Annotated in this window: 17 protein-coding genes and 4 pseudogenes; 5 read left to right on the forward strand and 16 right to left on the reverse strand. The window is 71.6% G+C overall.

Translation table 11 applies throughout. The features are described 5' to 3' along the window. The first annotated feature begins 52 nt into the window (after nt 1-52). Both ACZ3KP_RS02320 and ACZ3KP_RS02325 read left to right on the forward strand, forming a co-directional pair. Nucleotides 53-916: a universal stress protein gene (locus tag ACZ3KP_RS02320; protein WP_467495705.1), complete on the forward strand. Its 864-nt coding sequence runs from the start codon at nt 53-55 to the stop codon at nt 914-916. 100 nt (nt 917-1,016) lie between these two features. After that, nucleotides 1,017-2,504, forward strand: a complete 1,488-nt coding sequence (locus tag ACZ3KP_RS02325; RefSeq protein WP_467495707.1) for a bifunctional aminoglycoside phosphotransferase/ATP-binding protein — start codon at nt 1,017-1,019, stop codon at nt 2,502-2,504. Nucleotides 2,505-2,611: 107 nt separating this feature from the next. Here ACZ3KP_RS02325 and ACZ3KP_RS02330 read toward each other — a convergent pair whose 3' ends face one another. The 8 genes and pseudogenes from ACZ3KP_RS02330 to ACZ3KP_RS02365 all read right to left on the reverse strand — a co-directional run bounded on the left by ACZ3KP_RS02330 (nt 2,612) and on the right by ACZ3KP_RS02365 (nt 10,387). Continuing rightward, nucleotides 2,612-2,896 carry a hypothetical protein gene (locus ACZ3KP_RS02330; protein WP_467495709.1) on the reverse strand — a complete coding sequence of 95 codons (285 nt, stop codon included), beginning with the start codon at nt 2,894-2,896 and terminating at the stop codon, nt 2,612-2,614. A gap of 218 nt (nt 2,897-3,114) precedes the next feature. Continuing rightward, a pseudogene (locus ACZ3KP_RS02335) lies at nt 3,115-3,210 on the reverse strand (universal stress protein); the annotation flags it as partial. 421 nt (nt 3,211-3,631) lie between these two features. Next, nucleotides 3,632-4,477 carry an AMP-binding protein gene (locus ACZ3KP_RS02340; protein ID WP_467495710.1) on the reverse strand — a complete coding sequence of 282 codons (846 nt, stop codon included), beginning with the start codon at nt 4,475-4,477 and terminating at the stop codon, nt 3,632-3,634. A gap of 217 nt (nt 4,478-4,694) precedes the next feature. Then, complete coding sequence (locus ACZ3KP_RS02345; RefSeq protein WP_467495712.1) at nt 4,695-6,161, reverse strand: DUF1254 domain-containing protein; 1,467 nt, start codon at nt 6,159-6,161, stop codon at nt 4,695-4,697. Nucleotides 6,162-7,038: 877 nt separating this feature from the next. Next, nucleotides 7,039-7,497: a DUF7134 domain-containing protein gene (locus ACZ3KP_RS02350; protein ID WP_467495714.1), complete on the reverse strand. Its 459-nt coding sequence runs from the start codon at nt 7,495-7,497 to the stop codon at nt 7,039-7,041. Between the two features lie 163 nt (nt 7,498-7,660). Next, nucleotides 7,661-8,704, reverse strand: coding sequence for a zinc-dependent alcohol dehydrogenase (locus ACZ3KP_RS02355; protein WP_467495716.1), 1,044 nt, complete (start codon nt 8,702-8,704; stop codon nt 7,661-7,663). A gap of 612 nt (nt 8,705-9,316) precedes the next feature. Beyond that, nucleotides 9,317-9,499 carry a hypothetical protein gene (locus tag ACZ3KP_RS02360; RefSeq protein WP_467495717.1) on the reverse strand — a complete coding sequence of 61 codons (183 nt, stop codon included), beginning with the start codon at nt 9,497-9,499 and terminating at the stop codon, nt 9,317-9,319. Nucleotides 9,500-9,655: 156 nt separating this feature from the next. Further along, a complete protein-coding gene (locus tag ACZ3KP_RS02365; protein WP_467495719.1) occupies nt 9,656-10,387 on the reverse strand; it encodes a TetR/AcrR family transcriptional regulator in 732 nt (243 codons plus the stop codon). A gap of 65 nt (nt 10,388-10,452) precedes the next feature. On the opposite strand from ACZ3KP_RS02365, the gene ACZ3KP_RS02370 reads away from it, so the two are divergent. Beyond that, the gene (locus ACZ3KP_RS02370; protein ID WP_467495721.1) at nt 10,453-11,004 is read left to right on the forward strand and encodes a cysteine hydrolase family protein; all 552 of its coding nucleotides are present in this window, start codon (nt 10,453-10,455) and stop codon (nt 11,002-11,004) included. Between the two features lie 828 nt (nt 11,005-11,832). On the opposite strand, the gene ACZ3KP_RS02375 is transcribed toward ACZ3KP_RS02370, so the two are convergent. After that, nucleotides 11,833-12,486, reverse strand: coding sequence for a response regulator (locus ACZ3KP_RS02375; protein ID WP_467495723.1), 654 nt, complete (start codon nt 12,484-12,486; stop codon nt 11,833-11,835). After that, nucleotides 12,474-13,625 (reverse strand): sensor histidine kinase, encoded by a 1,152-nt coding sequence (locus ACZ3KP_RS02380; protein ID WP_467495724.1) that lies wholly within the window; start codon nt 13,623-13,625, stop codon nt 12,474-12,476. Before ACZ3KP_RS02380 ends, ACZ3KP_RS02375 begins: the two co-directional genes overlap by 13 nt. 45 nt (nt 13,626-13,670) lie before the next feature. On the opposite strand from ACZ3KP_RS02380, the gene ACZ3KP_RS02385 reads away from it, so the two are divergent. Together ACZ3KP_RS02385 and ACZ3KP_RS02390 are read left to right on the forward strand one after the other, a co-directional pair. Then, entirely contained in the window at nt 13,671-13,931 is a 261-nt protein-coding gene (locus ACZ3KP_RS02385; RefSeq protein WP_467495726.1) for a hypothetical protein, read from the forward strand. 17 nt (nt 13,932-13,948) lie between these two features. After that, a pseudogene (locus ACZ3KP_RS02390) lies at nt 13,949-14,116 on the forward strand (LLM class flavin-dependent oxidoreductase); the annotation flags it as partial. On the opposite strand, the pseudogene ACZ3KP_RS02395 reads toward ACZ3KP_RS02390, so the two are convergent. The 6 genes and pseudogenes from ACZ3KP_RS02395 to ACZ3KP_RS02420 form a co-directional block, all read right to left on the reverse strand. Then, a pseudogene (locus tag ACZ3KP_RS02395) lies at nt 14,109-14,206 on the reverse strand (peroxiredoxin); the annotation flags it as partial. The pseudogenes ACZ3KP_RS02390 and ACZ3KP_RS02395 overlap by 8 nt on opposite strands. Nucleotide 14,207: 1 nt before the next feature. Continuing rightward, nucleotides 14,208-14,435: pseudogene (locus ACZ3KP_RS02400) on the reverse strand (hypothetical protein); the annotation flags it as partial. A 92-nt stretch (nt 14,436-14,527) separates the two neighbouring features. Next, entirely contained in the window at nt 14,528-15,064 is a 537-nt protein-coding gene (locus ACZ3KP_RS02405) for a MarR family winged helix-turn-helix transcriptional regulator (protein ID WP_467495727.1), read from the reverse strand. Between the two features lie 1,172 nt (nt 15,065-16,236). After that, nucleotides 16,237-17,124 carry an SMP-30/gluconolactonase/LRE family protein gene (locus ACZ3KP_RS02410; RefSeq protein ID WP_467495729.1) on the reverse strand — a complete coding sequence of 296 codons (888 nt, stop codon included), beginning with the start codon at nt 17,122-17,124 and terminating at the stop codon, nt 16,237-16,239. A 14-nt stretch (nt 17,125-17,138) separates the two neighbouring features. Then, nucleotides 17,139-18,104, reverse strand: a complete 966-nt coding sequence (locus tag ACZ3KP_RS02415) for a sugar kinase (RefSeq protein WP_467495731.1) — start codon at nt 18,102-18,104, stop codon at nt 17,139-17,141. Next, nucleotides 18,101-18,721, reverse strand: a complete 621-nt coding sequence (locus ACZ3KP_RS02420) for a bifunctional 4-hydroxy-2-oxoglutarate aldolase/2-dehydro-3-deoxy-phosphogluconate aldolase (protein WP_467495733.1) — start codon at nt 18,719-18,721, stop codon at nt 18,101-18,103. Before ACZ3KP_RS02420 ends, ACZ3KP_RS02415 begins: the two co-directional genes overlap by 4 nt. Between the last annotated feature and the right edge of the window lie 28 nt (nt 18,722-18,749).

Below are 18,749 nucleotides of genomic sequence, written 5' to 3' on the forward strand. Positions count from 1 at the left end.
ACGGACCTGTTCACCGTCGTTCCCAGCTTGCTACGAGACGGAGGCCGCCGCTATGCAACCCGTCGTCACCGTGGGCCTCGACGGATCGCCCGAGAGTCTCGCCGCTGCCCGCTGGGCGGCCGACGAGGCCGAAAAACGTGAGCTCACCCTGCGCCTGCTGCACGCGTGGCCGATGCTGGCCCCCGAACCGGCCCGCGTTCCCGCGGAAGTCGACCAGAACTACTGGTCGAAGCGTTTCGTCCACGACGCGCAGACGGAGCTCCAAGCCCTCCACCCAGGGCTGCCCGTCGTCACCAGCCTGGTCGCCGACGATGCGCAGAACGCCCTCCTGGAAGCGGCGGCGGAGTCGGAGATGACGGTGCTCGGTTCGCGAGGTCTGGAGCCCGTGGAGAGCTATTTCCTGGGCGACGTCAGCATGCCCGTCGTGGCTCGGGCCGAGCGGCCGGTGGTGCTGGTCCGAGCCGAGGGACGGGAGAAGGGACCGTCGTCAGCCGTCCCGCGCCGCGTGGTCGTGGCCCTGAAACTGCACGGCTCCTGCGACGACCTGCTCGACTTCGCCTTCCACACCGCTGCGGCCAGGGGCGTTCCGCTGCTGGCCATCCATGGCCGAAGCGTTCCGCTCCATGCCCGTGTGCCCTGGGGTGTGGACCACGACATCGCAGAAGAGATGACGCGGGACATCCAGGAGCAGCTGAGCAGGGCGCTTCATCCCTGGCGCGAGAAGTACCCGCGGGTGGAGGTGGCCGACGGCATCGGTCTCGAAAGCCCGGCCAGGGCTGTCGTGCAAGCGTGCGAAGGCGCCGCGCTCCTGGTCGTCGGCCGACGTCGACGCCGTCTGGCGCCCCACCTGGGTCCCGTCGCACAGGCCGCCGTCCATCACGGGCGTTGCCCCGTAGCCGTCGTTCCTCATGACTGAGCCAGGTCACCGCGGGACACCGGCGCGGTCGGTACCGCCGGCGGACGAGTCTGCGCTCCGCTCCACACCCCGACCCGCAGGCGGGCCGCAGCGGGCCGCGGTGTGCGAGACCCACACCGCGACGCTGTTCTTCGTCGGCGACCGGGCGTACAAGGTCAAGAAGCCGGTCGATCTCGGATTCCTGGACTACACCGCCCTCGCCGCGCGCCGGGCCGCGTGCGAGCGCGAAGTCGCCCTCAACCGCAGGTTCGCGCCCGATGTCTACGTGGGCCTGGGCGAGTTCCGCAGCCCCGATGCGGAGGCGCCCGAACCGCTCGTGGTGATGCGCCGCATGCCGGAGGACCGCCGACTCTCCCGCCTCGTTCAGGAAGGCGCAGCCGTCGACGACGTACTGGGGGCCGTTGCCCGGCACCTGGCCGCCTGGCACGCGGCCGCCCCCCGCGGCCCCGACGTGGACGAACAGGGTACGAGGGACGCGCTGGCGGCACGCTGGGAAGCAAGCTTCGCGGAGGTCCGCGCACTGGCCGCCGACGGCTCCTGGCCCGAGAGCGGCACGGAGGCCGAGCGGCTGGTGCGCCGCTATCTCGCCGGTCGTGAGCGGCTGTTCGACGCCCGTATCGACCAGGGCCGCGTGGTGGACGGCCACGGAGACCTGCTCGCCGAGGACATCTTCTGTCTGGGCGACGGACCCCGCGTCCTGGACTGCCTGGAGTTCGACGACCGTCTCCGCCGTCTCGACGGCCTGGACGACGCCGCCTTCCTCGCCATGGACCTCGAACGGCTCGGCGCCCCGCAGGCCGCGGCGTACTTCCTCGCCCGGTACTGCGAGTACTCGGGCGATCCCGCGCCCCCTTCCCTGTGGCACCACTACGTCGCCTACCGTGCATTCGTCCGCGCGAAGGTCTCGATGATCCAGGCCCGTCAGGGCGCGCCCGGCGCGGAGGCGGCCTCTCGGCGGCTTGCCGCCATGGAACTGCACCATTTGCGCGCATCCGCCGTCCGTCTCGTCCTCGTCGCCGGACTCCCGGGCAGCGGGAAGTCCACCCTCTCCGGGGCGCTGGCCGACCGGCTGGGCGTCACCCTGCTCAGCAGCGACCGCGTCCGCAAGGAGCTCGCCGGCATCCCGGCCGGGCAGTCCGCGGCGGCCGGCTACGGCGAGGGGCTGTACACGCCGGAGTGGACGGCCAGAACCTATGCCGCCCTGCTCGACCGCGCAGCCGTCCTGCTGTCCCTGGGCGAGTCCGTCGTGCTGGACGCCACCTGGTCCGACGCCGGGCAGCGGGAAGCGGCCGTGCGGACGGCCGAACGCACTGACGCCGACCTGGTGGCCCTGCACTGCCGCGTTCCGGATGACGTGTCGGCGGCCCGCCTCGGCGCGCGCTCGCCCGGTGTGTCCGACGCCGGTCCCGACATCGCCCGCGCCATGGCCGTCAGGGAAGCGCCGTGGCCGGAAGCCGTACCGGTCGACACCAGCGGAGCGCTGGAATCCGCCGTGGAACAGGCACTGACCGCCATACGCCCGTGGGAAGCCGGCCAGGCCCCGGCCTTCCGCAGACACGCGGAGTACGGTGCGGGAGACGGTGGATGAGCGGGGGAGTGACCATCGTCCACGTGCTCGTCCACCGTGGCCGGGCACCCTGGTCGGCGAGGTCCCGGGGAACGCGGGAGCGGCGGAACACCGGTTCTCGCCGGTGTTCAGGAACGGTCGTGCCGAGGGACGGCGGCGCCGCCGCCGGCCCGCACGGACTCCACCACCTCCTGGTGCAGGTTTCGGCTGTTCCGCTCAGAAGGGCACGGCACGGGGCTGCCGGTGAGGGTGAACCAATCGGAGGTGCCGCTGTACTGGACCTTCACGTCCGCCTGCCCGCCGTTCCAGCTGGTACGCACGGTCAGCTCCCCGGTGACCACCCCGACCTCGTCGGTACGGACGCCACCCTGTCCCGTGAACACGCCTGGTGTCGTCCACGATGTCAGCACCATGGCGCCCTCACCTCCTTCTTCGTGAGTGCGGAGATCGACGCTTCCCACCGGCACCCCGCGGGTCCGCGGCCGCGCCTTTCCGGCACCTACGGAACGGATATCGGGCGCTTGCGAGATCGACGTCGGGAAGCCGTGCTCGACGCGCGATCGGGTTCTGCGGACATCATGCGCGTACGGCCTACGCGACGACAGGGCCGAACGGTCCTGCACGGGACCGGTCAGGCCGCCCAGGGGCAGCGGGAAACCCTCTGTGTGTGGGCGACCCTGTCGAGCTGGAGCCCGAAGTGGCCGTGCCGGCGCCGGGCGCCGACGACGCGTCGCCTCGTGCGCGGAGCGCGCCGGGCTGCGCAACGCCGAAGTCAAGGTGTCGCCACCGAACGGTCGAGGAGTTCACGACCCGGCCCGTCGTCGTCCGGCCCGCTCCGTCCGCTTCCTGGGGCCGCGCGGTGTCGTACCCCGGGGCCTCACGGTGTGGGACCTGCCGCGTCCCTGGACCTCTCGACCAGGAACCTCGTGGCATCCGCCAGGGTGGTGAGTTCCGGGTAGTCCTCCTCGTCGATACGGACTCCCCGTGCGCTCGGACAGCAGCTCCACCAGGCCGAGGAAGTCGAGCGAGCCGAGTTCGAGCACGTCCCGGAACCTGTCGTCCGGCCGGGCCAGGCCGACGTCGGCGTCGGGAACGATCCGCGTGATCGACTCCTTGACCACCGCCGTGGCCTCCGCGTCGGTCAGGGGTTACGCGGCCTCGACCCCGGGCAGCGGCCGTCCCATCGAGCCGGGGCGGATGTCGCAGGCGGCGAAGTCGGCGATCATGATGGCGCCGGTCTCGGTCTGCCACCAGTTCTCGTGCACCGGCAGCCCGAGCACGTCCCGCCCCCACAGCACGGCCTCCGGGTTGAGCGGCTCGCCGACCGAGGCGATGAACCGCAGCGCGCTCAGGTCGAACGAGCGGGGCAGGTCGTACGGCCCGGTCCGGGGAGTCGTCCGCATCAGCATGCGCAGCGCCGTCGGCGCCGTGTACCAGACGCTCACCCGCTGCGCGGCGAGGATCCGGTACCAGCGGCGGGCGTCGTAGTCGCCTTCGTCCACGACGACCGTGACCCCGTGCATGAGCGGGGCGACGACCCCGTAGGACATGCCGGTGACCCAGCCGGGGTCGGCGGTGCACCAGTACACGTCGTCCGGGTGGAGGTCGAGGACGTACCGCGCGGTCACGTAGTGGGCGACGGCGGCCTCGTGCACGTGCACCGCGCCCTCGAGGGTGCCCGTGGTCCCGCTGGTGAAGTGGAGCAGGGCCATGTCGTCCGGCGAGGTGGGCGCAATGGTGAACGTGTCGTCCGCGTCGGCCATGAGCGCGTCGAAGGAGAGCGTGCAGGCCGCCGCGTCCGCGCCGTCGCCGACGATCAGCACGTGCCGCAGACCAGGCAGTGCGTCGCGTTGTCCGGCGACCTTCCTGCGGTACAGCTCCGCCGTGGTGACCAGGACCCGGGCGTCGCTCAGCCGGAGCCGCTGGGCCACCGGGTCCGGGCCGAAGGCGGAGAACAGCGGGCCCGCGCCCGCGACCACGAGAAACCCGCGCACTCGGCGTGGTGGTCACTCAGATTCGGGGCAACCGGGAGGTGGGCGTCTTTCCGGATGGCCTTCCCTCGCATCGGCCCCTCCTTCCTCCGGGCCTCCTTCGATCATCCGTCCGCCCGGTCTCGCCCGCACCGGGGAGCACCGCCCCCACCCTCCAGGTTTCCCGGAGAGGACTCCCGGTTGCGGGGGCGGGGGCGACTCTCTGCCGACGTGCTGCGGGTCAGGCGACCCGGGTCAGAGGGGGACACTCCCAGGTCGCGTCGATCACCTCCGGGCGGGGCCGGTACATGCGCAGGGCCACGAACCAGGCGCCCTTCTTCGTGGTGGGCAGCCAATTGGCCTCCCGGTCCTCGCCGGGCGGTTCGTTCTGCAGGTGGATGGTCAGTCCGCCGTCCGCGTCCCACCGCAGACCGCTGCTGCGGTCGCCCACCGAGTAGCGGTCGGCCGGGTTGGGGATGAGGTTCATGTCCTCCCCGTAGGCGGTCAGCGACCAGAAGGCGTCGACCGGTGGCAGGGAGCCGCCGGGGAAGTGCAGTTCGTAGCGGCCTTCGGGCACCAGCTTGTCGCCGTTCGCGTCGTCGAAGTTGAGGAGGTAGACCGCTTCGGCGGGGTCGTTGGCCGTGATGCCGATGAGCGACTGGTCGGCGGCGCGTTTGAGGAAGTCGTCGCCGAAGCGTCCCATCTGCGGGGGAGGGTAGCGCCAGCCGTGCACGAGGTGCGCCCAGTCGCCGCTGAGGATCTGCTGTCTGAGCAGGGGCACGCCGACGGCGGAGGCCCGGATCAGGCTTCGCTTCACCGCGTCGGGCTGAGCCTCGACGTCGAGTCCGGGGCCCACCCCGATCTGGGCGAACTGCTGGAGAAGCACGTGGTGATGGGACGGCGGAGGGTTCTCGGCGAGCATGGCGTTCAGCGTCTTCCACGGCCCCAGGGGATCCTCCTCGGCCAGGACCGGCTTCAGGACGTCACGGCTTTCAGGGACCTTCGCGTCCGGCCTGCCGAACAGGCTGAGCGGGGTGAGCCGGTACTGCTCCTGGAGTTCCCGCACCCGCGGCACGTCGTCGGGGCCGTTGACGAGGGTGCGTCCGAGGACGAGAACCCAGGGGCTGGGGGCCTTCTTCATGCGCCGCACCGCGGCCGGCAGCTCTCCCTGCCATTCCGGACCGACCAGGGCGAAGCTGCCCGCGCCCGAGCCGGTGGTGCGTTGACCGACGTAGTCGAAGTTGTCGGACGTGATCCCCACCAGTTCGAAGGTGAAGTACCGGTCACCCATGTCGGGGTGGGAGAGGATGACCGGCTCGGCGCCGAGGTGCACCCAGGCCGCCGAGTACAGGGTGTCGTTGTTGGGGCATCCGCCGTCGCGGTAGGTCGCGTCCAGCAGTCGCTCGGCATGCCAGAAATGGTTGACGGGTGCGTACGGAACCGTCGAGGGGTTCCGCGGTTGCGTCACCCAGTCGTGCCTCAGCTTGGCGTTGTAGATGTACGGAAACCCGTAGACGAACGCCTGCTCACCCAGCGTGTAGGCGTACTCGCCACGCCAGTCGTCCACACGCCCGGTCAGGATCGGCTTCACCGCCTGGCCCAGCGCGGGCACGATGTCCGGCAGACGGCGTGCCCGTTCGACCGTGGACTTCGGATGGAGGACCGCATGCCCGGCAGCCCGTGCCACCGTGGCGGCTGCGCCGGCCACGTCCTCGGGTATCCGCCGCCAGGCAGGGCTTGGTGATGGTTCGGCCATGTCAACACCACTTCGCTCAACAGCGTCGAGGGCGGGGTCTTCGACCCCGGCCGCGTGGTCACCCCCTCAGTGGACATCCTCCCCCGCGTCGCCGGTCGGCGCAGCCTGAGAAGTCCTGCCCACGCGCACGGCCGAGTGGCCGGAACGACTGCCCTCGGGGGCCGGAGATCATGAGAACGCACCCGTGTCGAAGGAGGTCGGTCATGACGGTCGGCGCCGATGTGGACGCCTCCCCGGCCGCTCCGTACTGACCGACCGTGTGGCCGCCTCCGTACGACAGCCGTCCGTGCGGGACGTAGCGACGGCGGGTGCTCCGGCGCGGACCGAAATGGCCGGGGTGCCACCGGCCACGATGCGGTCGCGACCGTACGTCGCTTGAAACCCGTCGTACAGGTCTCGCCGGACCGCCGCACCTGACTCTCCGCCTGGGCGTCGCCCAGGCGGGTGAGACGTCGGTCCTGTGGATGCGGTCCGTTCCGCCGCTGCCGCCGTGCCGCGCGGAACACGGCTCCCGGCGGACGCGGTGCGGTGAGAGGATGGCGTACCCTCCGCTGAATCCGCTGCCGCTGTTGCCGCTGTCGGACCTGTCCGTGTCGACTCCCGAAAGCGACGATCCATGCCGCAGCCAGAGGCCGGGGCCGGTGACGGAGGGCTCGTGCGGGGCTCCGCCGCACGGCTGGGCTGGCTCTGGTGGACCTGCGCCGCCCTCATCGGCGTGGCCGCAGCCCTGGTCGCTCTCTCCCGACGGCGTGAACTGGCGGAGGCGTACCACCTGATTGCGCGGGTGAGGCCCTTCGGTGTGGTGGTCGCCATGGCCTTCGAGGCGCTGTCACTCCTGTGCTTCGCCGCAGTGCCGCGATGGCTGCTGCGGACGGGCGGTGTGCGGTGGAGTCTGGGCAGGATGACGTCCACGACCTTGGCCGCCAACGCGATGGCCGGTGCCTTTCCCGGCGGCGCGGCGGTCTCGGCGGCGTGGCTGTTGCGTTGTCCGTCCCGCCGCGGGGCGGGCCAGGTGCTCGCCGTCGCCGTCGTGGTGACGGCAGGAGTGGCCGGTGAAGGCGAAGGTGTTCGCTGTCCTGCGGTTGGTGCCGACGGCCAGCGAGTACAGCGCGACCATGAGCGGCCCCAGCAACAGGACGGTGAGGAGGTAGCCGAGCTGGGCCATGGCCGTCGCGCAGACGAAGGTCACGGCCACGGCGGTACGCGGACGGCGACGGCGCCACATCAGTGCCGCGCAGGACACCCCGGTCAGGGGGGACGCCGGGCCACCAAGGGATCTGCAGGTCATCGCCGGGGAGCACGACGACGCTGCCGGGAAAAGAGCAGGCGAGGAGCGCGGCGGCGATGACGGGCGGGGATCGTGCGGCGGAGTCCGACCGGTGCCGTGTGCGTGACGCGGGGTGCCGCCGCGATGGAGCTCGTGGCGGCACCCCGCGTCCGTCCGCCGTGGGCTACACCTCGTTGCCGAAGGTGACGACGACTTTCTCGGCCGCTCCCGGTGTCATGGCCAGCTCGAAGGCGCGGTCGGCCTCCGTGAACGGGACCCGGTGGCTGATCAGCTTGGCGAACCGCTCGTGGTGCTCCACGATCTCCGGCGTGACCTCGAAGATCTCGGTCGGGTAGCCCTGTGAGGCGATGAGGGTCAGTTCGCTGCGCAGCATGCCGCCGAGGTCGATATCGGCGCCCTTCTTCTGTACAGCGACCATGACCAGCTTGGCGCCCCACTTCGCGGCATCGACGGTGGCGTTGAACACAGCGGCGACGCCGGCCGCGTCGATGTAGATGTCGGTGCCCGCTCGCGGCTGGCCCAGCGCGTTGGCCGCCTCGCCGTGCAGCTCCGTCAGACGGGCGGTGACGTCCTCCTCGGCGGAGTTGATGACGGCGTCGGCGCCGACGGCCAGCGCGGTCTGAAGCCGCTCGGGGATGACGTCGGCGACCACGACGTGCCGCACACCGCGCAGCTTCAGCCAGATCGTGGCACCCAGTCCGATGGGCCCGGCGCCGAAGACGACGACCTTGTCGTCCGGCTTGGCCTCGGACCGTGCGACGCAGTGCCGGGCGACCGCCATCGGCTCGTTCAGTGCGGCCACGTCGAAGGGCACGGTGTCCGGGAACACCGCGACGCTCTTGCCGACCTCGGCGTTCTCGATGAGCAGGTACTCGCTCATGCCGCCCAGCTCGCCGCCGCAGCCGATGATGCCGGACGGGGCGCCCTGCGGGTTGACGACCACACGGTCGCCGACCTGCAGGCCCGTCACCTCGGCTCCCACCTCGACCACCTGGCCGGCCGGTTCGTGGCCCAGCGGAATGGAACGCGTCGAGCCGTCGGCCCCGGTCGGCATGCCGCCGAGGTGCAGGAAGAAGGTGTCGGTGCCGCAGATACCGCAGGCGCGGATCTTCATCAGCATGTCCTTTGGCCCGGGCGCCGGGCGTTCGACGTCCACTATGGCGATGTGGTTCTGGGCGCCGGTCAGGACGGACTTCATCGTGGTCATCGGAGTAGTCGCTTTCATGAGATACGGAGGGGCCGACTTCGGCGGCGAAGGCGGAAGACCGTCCGCCGGGGCCGGGTGTGTGCGCTGGTCACCGTCCCCACAGGACCGGCGTGGTGGACCGCCTCCGCCAGGGGCGGCCCGGTCCGGGCGCCCGGACGTGATGCCGGGAACGGAGGCGTCGCGGCGGATCAACCGGGACGCTGACCCCAGCCCCGCCAGGAGGCGATGAGGGCGGTCACGCCCGCTGCGAGCGCGGTGACGAAGGAGCAGGTCAGCTGGGCAGTCACGGTCGTACGCCGTTCTTATGCAGGTCCGACCCGGCGAGCTGTCCCTGGGCCTGCCAGAGGGGAACGACCAGTCCGGCGTAGCCCGCATGAAGACGCTCCTGCGGATGGAGAGGGCCGTACAGCAGGTTGCTGAGAATTGATTGCTTAATTTAGGCAAGCAGATTGGATTGCTTAAGTCAAGCAAGTTTCGGGCTGTGCTGGGCCAGCCGCGAGCGGGCACCGACATCCAGTGGCTGGCCTGGCGCGCACAGGCGCGGACGGGGTCGGGCCCGTCAACGGACTGGGGGAGCCCGTTCGCCGGCCACTGTGTGCGCGAGAGAGGCGGTCAGGCTCGCTGGGTGCGGCTCCGGAGCAGGCCAATGCCCGCCCCGAGCGAGACCACGCCCATGCCGACGCTGGTGAGGTAGCCCTGGGTGCCGTCGACCACGAGAGGTGCGGCCACGGCGACGGTGAGGTTGAACAGGAACAGGAACCACAGCACGGGCCGGGACGACAGCAGCGCCTTCATGTGAGTTTCCTTTCGGGGGAGAGCGAACCGGGGCCTCCCCGACGGGGAGCCGCTGACCTTGTGAGTTCAACGATCCCGGCACCGGCCCGCCGCCACGAGGGAGTGCTCTCCCCGATCTGTGGCGTAGCGGGCTACACCCCCCGTCGGCCCGGAGGCTCAACGCGGGGGCGTGAGCAGGCCGTCGATCACGTCGCGCAGCGGGCCGAGGAGCTCGTCGGACGTTGCGTCACCCAGGGGCTGCAGCCCTACGGCGGAGCGCAGGACGGCGACGCCGACGCCGAGTGCGACCAGGAGCTCCGCCCTCAGCAGGCGTTCGTCGTCCGGCTCCGAGGGTGTGCCCGAGGCTTCGAGCACTTGTCGGCTGAAGTCGTCGAGGGCACGTCGGCGCAGGTCGTCCACCTGCTCGTCGCCGGAGTCTCGCAACAGCATCAGCACCGGATGCTCACCGAACTCCGCCCAGGCCCCGGCCGCCAACTGGCGGCTGAGGGCCTCGGCCAGCGCGGCACGGTCGCGGGGGAACTCGGTTTCGCCTCCCAGGAACCGGGGTGTCGACGCCAGTGCCGCCTTGAACAGGCCCTCTTTGGAACCGAAGTACCGCTTGATGAGAGCCAGATTGACCCCTGCGTCCGCGGCGACGTCCCGCAGTGTGGTGCGGTCGTACCCCAGGCGTGTGAACCGGCCGCGGGCGGCTCGGAGCAGCGCCCGGCGAGTCGCCACGGCGTCCCGCCGCCGTGGTTCGCTGGCCGGCCGGGAGTCGGCGCCGGCATCTGTTCGACCGTTCATCGCTGCCGCGTCGTCGGGCGGCGGACCGGCTCCTTTCGGTGTCACCAGCGCAGACCTCTCCCGTTCGTCGAAATCGCCTGACAGTAAGTAATCGATCGTTGACATCGCTCCCAGGGCGGGCTTACGTTACCAAGTAATCACCTGATGACTTACCCGAAGGAACAGCTACGGTGTCCCAGCAAGCGCTGCTCGTCATGGACGTCCAGCAGGTCGTCGTCGACCGCTACCCCGATCCCGGCTATCTGCCCCGCCTGCGCCAGGCGATTGATGCCGCCCGTGCGGGCGGCGTCCCCGTGATCTACGCAGTCGTCGGATTCCGCCCCGGATATCCGGAAGTCAGCGCCCGCAACAAGATGCTCGGCGCGCTCGCAGGCAACCCGGCGGCACCGGCAGGCGACGATAGGGCCACGCGGATCCATCCGGACGTGGCTCCCGAAGCCGGCGACATCCTCGTCACCAAGCGACGCGTCAGCGCCTTCGCCGGCAGCGACCTCGACATGGTTCTGCGGGCCGGTGACATCGATCGCCTCGTCCTCACCGGCATTGCCACGAGTGGCGTCGTGCTGTCCACTTTGCGCCAGGCGGCCGACCTGGACTTCGGCCTCACCGTCCTGTGCGACGGATGCCTCGACGCCGACCCGGAAGTACACCGGGTGCTCACCGAGAAGGTGTTTCCCCAGCAGGCGGACGTCATGACCGTGGCCGACTGGGTGGCGCACTGACACCTGTCGTGCCGGACGGCCGGTCACCGTCGGCAGAGCCTGTGTCGGAGCTGGGGCCAGGCTGACCCTGTGGGCGATGACCAACAACCTGCTGCGTGCAGCCGGCTCGCTGACCTCGGCTTTCCACGCCAAAGCCACCACCGCCACCCTCCGCGCCCACCTGGTCCATGTGTCCAGCCCGGATCGCCCGCTCCGCCCGGCGCATCACCGTGCACTTTGGTGGTGCGTCCAGCCGCGCGTGCCGATGCTGTGGCTGATGCAGTGGTGCGCGGCGTTGGTCGACGGCAGCGTCGCCGCGGAGGCAGTTGGTGCGCTGAAGAAGACACCGGCCTTGGCAACGGCGCGGCTGAGACGGCAAGACGAGCGTGCAAAGGGACCCCCTCTTTTTGAAGTGGAACAAATCGCTTCAACCGCTTACGGGCCATTTTGGGAAGCCGAAGACAACGGGGGTCCACACAGCCGTGCGGAGCCCGGCAGCCGGCGCGTGCCACTACCGCTACGAGGGGGGGCGAGCCGCTGGAGGACCCGGCGTGCACCCCGGGTGTGCTCTCCCCTTCGAGATCCCCCTGCCGGGCCCTGGCTTTGCCCGCCACGTGAGCGTGCTGCTCCGCGACGACCTCCAAACCGGTCCCGACGACCTGCCAGTGCGTACGGGCAGACATGTTCGCGCTGAGTGACCGGCGGCGCCACCGGTATTTTGTCGCGATGTGCGTTCGCACGCCGCGACCGGGCCGGCGGCCGAGGAACCGCATGCCCCGGAGCCCGCCGCGACGTACTGAACCGACGCAGGGGCCGCCCCGGCGGGCGGCCCCTGTCGCTGTGTCCCGCTCAGGCCTGCGGGGTGTGGGCCAGGCAGGCGAGGACGGCCAGTACCCGGCGGTGTCCGCTGTCGCTCGGTGGGAGGTTGAGCTTGAGGAAGACGTTGCCGATGTGCTTGTGCACCGCCCGTTCGGTGACCACGAGGGTCCTGGCGATGGTCGCGTTGTCGTGGCCCTCGGCCATCAGCCCCAGCACCTCGCGTTCGCGGGGCGTGAGGGAGTCGAGCGGGGAGTCCTTGCGGCGGGTGAGGAGTTCGGTGACCACCTCGGGGTCCAGCGCGGTACCGCCGGCGGCCACCCGCTCCAGCGCGTCGAGGAACTCGTCGACGCGGCCGACGCGGTCCTTGAGCAGGTATCCGATCCCGCTGGTGCCGCCGCCCAGCAGCTCACCGGCGTACGACTCCTCGACGTACTGCGAGAGCACCAGGACCGGCAGCCCGGGGATCCGCTCCCGGGCCTCCAGCGCCGCTCGAAGCCCCTCGTCGCGGAAGCCCGGGGGCATCCGCACGTCGAGGACGGCCACGTCCGGCCGGTGCTCCAGGAGGGCGGGCATGATCTCGGGTCCGCTGCTCGCGACGGCCACGACGTCATGCCCGGACGAGGTCAGCAGCAGGACCAGCCCCTCCCGCAGGAGGGCGTTGTCCTCGGCGATCACCACACGCACGGCAACTCCACTTCGATCACGGTCGGCCCGCCGACCGGGCTGGACACTTCCATCGTTCCGTCGAGCGCGGCGACCCGCCGCCGCATCCCCAGCAGCCCGGAGCCGCCGGTCTCGTCCGCACCGCCGCGCCCTCTGTCCAGGACCCGCACCCGCAGGCCGCGGCGCACCCGTACGAGCCGGACCTCGGCCCGGGACACCCCGCTGTACTTGGCGACGTTGGTCAGCGACTCGGCCACCGCGAAGTAGGCGGCCGCCTCCACCGCCGCGGGCGCCCGCACCCCCTCGTCGAGACCGCCGTCGTCCACGGCGACCTCGAGGCCGCTGCCCGCCGCCAGCGCCCTGACCGCGCCGGCGAGGCCGCGGTCGCTCAGGATCGGCGGATGGATGCCGCGCACCACCTGCCGCAGCTCCGTCAGCGCCTTCTCGGCCTGTTCCTGGGCCTCGTCGAGGAGCCGGAGCCCGCTCTCGTGATCCCCGCCGTAGGCGCGCCGGGCGAGTCCGATCCGCAGGGACAGCGCCACCAGCTGCGCCTGGGCCCCGTCGTGCAGGTCCCGTTCGATCCGGCGCAGTTCGGCCTCGTGCGCGGCGATCGCGTCGGCGCGGGTCGCGGCCAGTTCCTGGACCCGGGCCGCGAGCTGTGCCTGCGGGGACGGTTTGAGCAGCGCGGTCGACCAGTCGGCCTCCAGGTCCGCGAGCCGCACGATCAGCGGCAGGACGACCGCCTCGCGGCGCAGCAGCCCGCAGAGCACGCCGTCGACAACCAGCCCCACCGGCCACAGCGGCACGGCGAGGGCGAGCAACGCGCCGTAGAACCAGTACGCGAGCATCCAGCGCGCGTCGGTCCGGGTGCCGGGGTCGCGCACGGCTGTCACCACCCGCTCGCGCACGGTCCCGGTCAGCGGCCCGTACACCTCGGGGATCTTCACCCCGGTCCAGGCGGCGGTCAGGCTGCGTTTGGCTCCCGCGATCCGCCGGATCAGCAGCACCGTCTCAGGCAGCAGCCACACACCGACGACCGCCAGAGTGCCGATCGCGGTGATCAGCAGGACGGTGATGAAGATCCACATCCCGAATGCCGTTGCGGCGGCCAGAAAAAGGTGGACCGTGGCCCACGCGGCACGCCGCACCGATTTCCACATGAAAGGAAGCTAAGTGTTTTACTTGACTCACGCAAGTTCCTGGGCATGTGCCCGCGTCACCATGAGAGGGGCCTGTCGGGCGAGCGAACCCCGAGAAGCGGCCGTCGCCGCCACCGTCGCGCGGGCGGCGGACGGGACGTCCTGATCGTCGGCCATGACTCCGCCGAGACCGATCTGCTGACCACCACCCTGGAACTGGCCGGCTACCGCGTCGCGGGTGTGGCGGGCACCGGCGCTGAGGGCGTCGAGCGGATCGCGCGCCGCCGTTTCGCCCTGGTCTCTGGGACGCCACGCTGCCGGACCTGAAGGAGGTCGCCCGGGGTCATCGCCGCACCAGCCGCATCGAGCTGGGCACCGCGGTGATCCCGCTGGGCTGGGAGAACCCGCTGCGGCTCGCCGAGGACCTGGCGACCGTCGACCTGCTGTCCGGCGGCCGCCTCAACCCCGGGGTGAGCGTGGGCCTGCCCATGCACTACGAGCAGGTCAGGGATGAGCGCGCAGGGCGGCCAGCGCCCGGTCGGCGTGGGTGTTCATGCGCAGCTCGCTGCGGAGACCTCCAGGACGGTGCGGTCCTGGGCGATTGAAGAAGGCGGCGGCCGCCCGGGCCGCCGCCCTGCGGGTACGCGGCAGGGCGATCCCCGCCGCCGGTGCCAGCTCCACGGCCCCGCTGCCCTACGTCCAGGCCCGGGGGGATCCCGGCAGCGCCTTCGGGATCGTCGCGTCGAACTGCTTCGGCACCGCGAAGTGGGCGGCACCGGCGGTGGCGAGCAGTCCCGCGAGCAGCATGGGTGAACGTTCGGACCGGGCCATGAAGCCTCCTCTGGCGACCTGCCGCCGCCTCTTGCCGGGCGGTACCGGCCCGCACCGCGCCGGGTCGGCCGTCGCCGTGTCCGCGCAGCGCCTCACGCGGTCCGGGAGGCCGGGGGCGCCGTCCCGGTGGTCTCCTGAACGGCCTCGTCCTCGACCGCGTAGGACAGGAAGTCGTCGACCATGCGGTGGAAGAGGACGGCCAGCTGCCGCAGTTCCTCGGGCTCCCAGCCGTTCAGGGCCAGCTGCATGCCCCGCGCCCCGGCGTCCCGAACCCGGTCGACGGCGCCCCGGCCGGCGTCGGTGAGCTCGATCCGCTGGGCGCGGCGGTCGTCGGGGTCGGGGACGCGGGTGACGTGGCCCGACCGCTGGAGCTGCTGCACCGTGCGCGTCACGTGGGACGCTTCCACCCCGAGCCGCTGTGCCAGTTCCCCCGGGCGTAGCGGCTCGGAGTCCGCGACCTGGCGCAGCAGGGCCACCGCGGCGCGGTCCAGCGGCACCCCGGCCAGGGCCATCAGCCGCTCGTGCTGACGGGCCCGGGTGCTGAGGTAGGTGATGCGCGTCAGGGCGCGCTCGATCTCCACGACCTCCGGGGTGGCGGCGGGGACGTCTGGCAGCGGTTCTGTGGGCATACCAGCCAGTTTACCATATCGTTGCGTAACTCAAGTAAATCGCCGCGCGGCTCACCCACGGCACTGCCCCGTGCGGACGTACGGACGGTCGGATTCCGTGCTCGCGCAACGGCCCGACAGCGAGTCCGCGCCGGTCGCAGCTGTCCAGGAGGCATCGCAGCGCACCGAGGGCGGACCGCCAGGCACCCGGGGCCGAGGTCCAGTCGGAGTCGTGCAGCAGGAATCGTGCCACCGCCGTCCAGGTCCCGGACCACCGTGCGCTCTCGACGCCGCCGGGCTCGACGCGCTGCGCGCGGACCCCTGGCCCCCGCCGTGCCCAGCAGGTACGCGCACAGTGGGCCGGTCACAGGGCGCTGAAGTCGACCACCAGCAGTCCCGACGTTGAGCACACCTGCCACCCGCATAAGAGGAGCAATTGCTCAGATTGCGCATCCGGCAGGACACACAAGCCCAAACAGCGAGCCGCTGGGGCGCCATGGGCGCCGACCGCGCGAGGCCGCGGCGAACAAACCGATGACGGCGAGCCGGGGACCGACCCCTACGCGGTGCCCTACTTCGCCCACCGATGTCCGGATCCGAGGTCACCGACTTCTGGTGGCGCAGCGTCGGCCCTCGGGCGGGCTGAGCCCTCCGGTAGTGCCGTGTGGCAGTACGGCGTTCCGGGCATCTCCAAGTCCGTCCCGGCCAGCAGCACGGTCGACGGTTGCTGGCCCGGCCTCCATGGCGACGGCACCGAACCAGCGCCGTGCCAAGGACGTCGGAGGCGGCGATGAGAGGTTCGACTATCACCTGGCCTGGTGCAATGCCCGGCCGCGGACGGCCCCCCGGTCGGAGGCGACCAGGCCGTGGAAGCCCACCTGGTCCGCTCAGCGGCTCCCTCAGCCAGATTGTCCTCACGGCCGCCGACAGCCACCCCGGCCAGTGGCGCCGCGGCGACACGTTTTCGACACCGCCGTCGCACGACTGCACGCTCGGGCCTCAGTCAAGACGTTGAAGGTGGCTACCAGTGGGCCGTGTACCCGGTTCACCCTGGCGTTGAGGGCGCTCGAGCGGCCCAAGGGATTGCCCTGGGCATGCGCGAACGACGACCAGGGGGAAAACGCGCCCTGCGGGAGCAGCAGGGAGGCGATAGGGCTGGTGGCCGGTGCGGTGATGCCGGACCGATGCGGGACTCAGAGCCGTCCCTGCCAGGAACCGGCGGCCGTTCCCCCGACCGGTACGGGGAAGCCGAGAACGGCGCCGGAGGTCGCGGTCGGGTTGGTCACCCCGTACCGGGCGGTGGTGACGAAGAGGCGGTTGGTGCCGGGGGGCAGACACACGGATGTGGGGTGCGGAGCGGGGACGGTCAGGGTGTGCAGCAGGCGGCCGTCGGGGTGGTACCGGCGGACCGCGCCGGCGCCCCACAGCGCGACCCACAGGCAGTCTTCCTCGTCGAGGGTCATACCGTCGGGACTGCCTTCGCCGTCCTGCAGCCGGGCGAACACCTCCGGGCTGCCCACGAGGTCACCCGAGACGGGATCGACCCCGCAGCGCAACACCGTGCCGACTGCCGTGTCGGCCAGGTACATGGTCGTGCCGTCGGCGGTGAATGCCGGGCCGTTGGCGATGGTCAGGCCGTCGAGCACGCGGACCACGGTGCCGTCCAGGTCCGTTCGGTACAGCGAGCCAGCGCCGGGGGTGCCGTCGTAGGCCATGCTGCCGGCCCAGAAACGCCCTGCGGGGTCGGCGACGCCGTCGTTCATCCGGCTGGGAGCCGGAGTGCGGTCCTCGGGGCGGTCCAGCCACTGCAGGGGGCCGTCGGGGGTCAGGAGTGCGATGCCGGTGCCTGCGGCGGCGATCCAGGTGCCCGGTCGGCCGGACACCGGCGCGACGGCGCCCAACGGAACGTCAAGACAAGCGAGTTGCGTCGGTGTGGCGCCGTCGCGGCCCTCGTGCAGTTGGAAGAGACGGCCACTGAGGATGTCGACGTACACGTACCGGCCGTCGAACCAGCGGCCGCCCTCGGCGAGTTCGTACGCTCCGTCCACGACGACCGCCGCTGACAATGCCGTTGAGGTCATGTTCCGTCTCCTGTTCAGCGGATGGTCATGCCGTCGGGCTGGTCGAACAGGCCGAGTTCGTCCCGGGTGGGAAGGCCCTCCCAGTCGCCCCGGGTGGCGACGGCGAACGCCGCGGTGGTGACGGCCCGGTCCAGCCGGGCCGGCACGTCCGCGCCGTCGAGGAGTCCGGACAGGTATCCGGCCACGAAGGCGTCGCCCGCGCCGACCAGATCCACAGCGTCGACCTGTCGCGCCGCGCGGTCGCTCGCCCCGTCCGCGGTGAAGGTGGTCGCGCCCCTCGCGCCCCGCTTGACGACCACCTCGCCGACTCCCTCCGCCAGGACGCCGCGCACCGCGTCCGCTTCGTTCGCGCCGGGGTGTTCCAGCATCAGCGGGAGTTCGTCCTCGGAGGCGATGAGCAGGTCGGTGCGAGCCAGCAGCGGCCGCAGCGTGGCGCGGGCGCGGTCGGCGGTCCACAGCCGGGAGCGGTGGTTGACGTCGAGGCACACGGTGATGCCGGCTTCGCGTGCGGTGGTGGCGGCGGCCAGGACGGCGTCGGCCGCCGTCGGGCCGAGCGCCGGTGTGATGCCGGTCAGATGCAGGATGCGGGGTGCCGCGGCCAGGGCGGCCAGGACGTCGGCCGGGGAGATGGCGGAACCGGCGGAATCCGAACGGTAGTAGCTGACGCGGGTGAGTGTGCCCAGGCGGGGTTCGGTGAGCAGCAGTCCTGTGGAGCGGCCGGTGTCGTCGGTGACCGCGTACTCGATGTCGACGCCCTCGGCACGCAGGGTGCGCAGGACCAGCGCGCCGAGTTCGTCCGCCCCGACCCGGCCGGCCCAGCGCACCCGGTGTCCGAGCCGGGCCAGGCCGATGGCGACGTTGGACTCGGCTCCCGCGACGGACAGGCCCAGGTTGCCGCCGAGCCGCAGTGCGCCGTGGGCGCGCAGCGCCGCCATGGTCTCGCCGAAGGTGACGACCTCGGGCGCAGCCGATGTCGTCATGGCGTCCCTCCGGCAGCCACCGTGCAAAACTCCGCTGCACGGGAACGGAGTTGGTCGAGGTCGCCGCCGTCGGCCGCGTCGCCCACCAGAGGTGAGCCGACGCCGACGGCGATCGCACCGCGCTCCAGGTAGTCGCGGGCCGCCTGCGCGTCCACTCCGCCGACCGGCACGAAGGGCACCTCGGGAAAGGGGTCGCGCAGGGCCCGCAGGTAGCCGGGGCCGCCGAGCGTGCCGGGGAAGAGTTTGATGGCGTCGGCACCTCGTGCGAGAGCTGTCTCGATCTCGGTCGGTGTCACCGCGCCCATCAGCACAGGCACGCCGCAGGCCGCCAGCCCGTCGACGAGTGCCGGGGTGACGAGGTAGGACGCGCCGGCGTCCACGGCTCGGGCGGCGTCCGCGGCCGAGCGGACGGTGCCGGCGCCGAGGAGGGCGTCGGGGCCGAGTTCGGCGCGGGCCTGCCTGATGACGGTCAGCGCGTCGGCGGTGGTCAGGGAGATTTCGATGGCCGCGACGCCCTCCTCGGTGAGGGTGCGTACGGTGCGCAGGGCCGCGGCGGGGTCCTTGCCCCGTACGATCGCCAGCAGGCGGTGGGCGCGCAGTGATTCCACCAGGTTCATGGGACCCGGCTCTCCTTCGGTTCGCGGT

This window comes from Streptomyces sp. NPDC020958 (assembly GCF_055562175.1).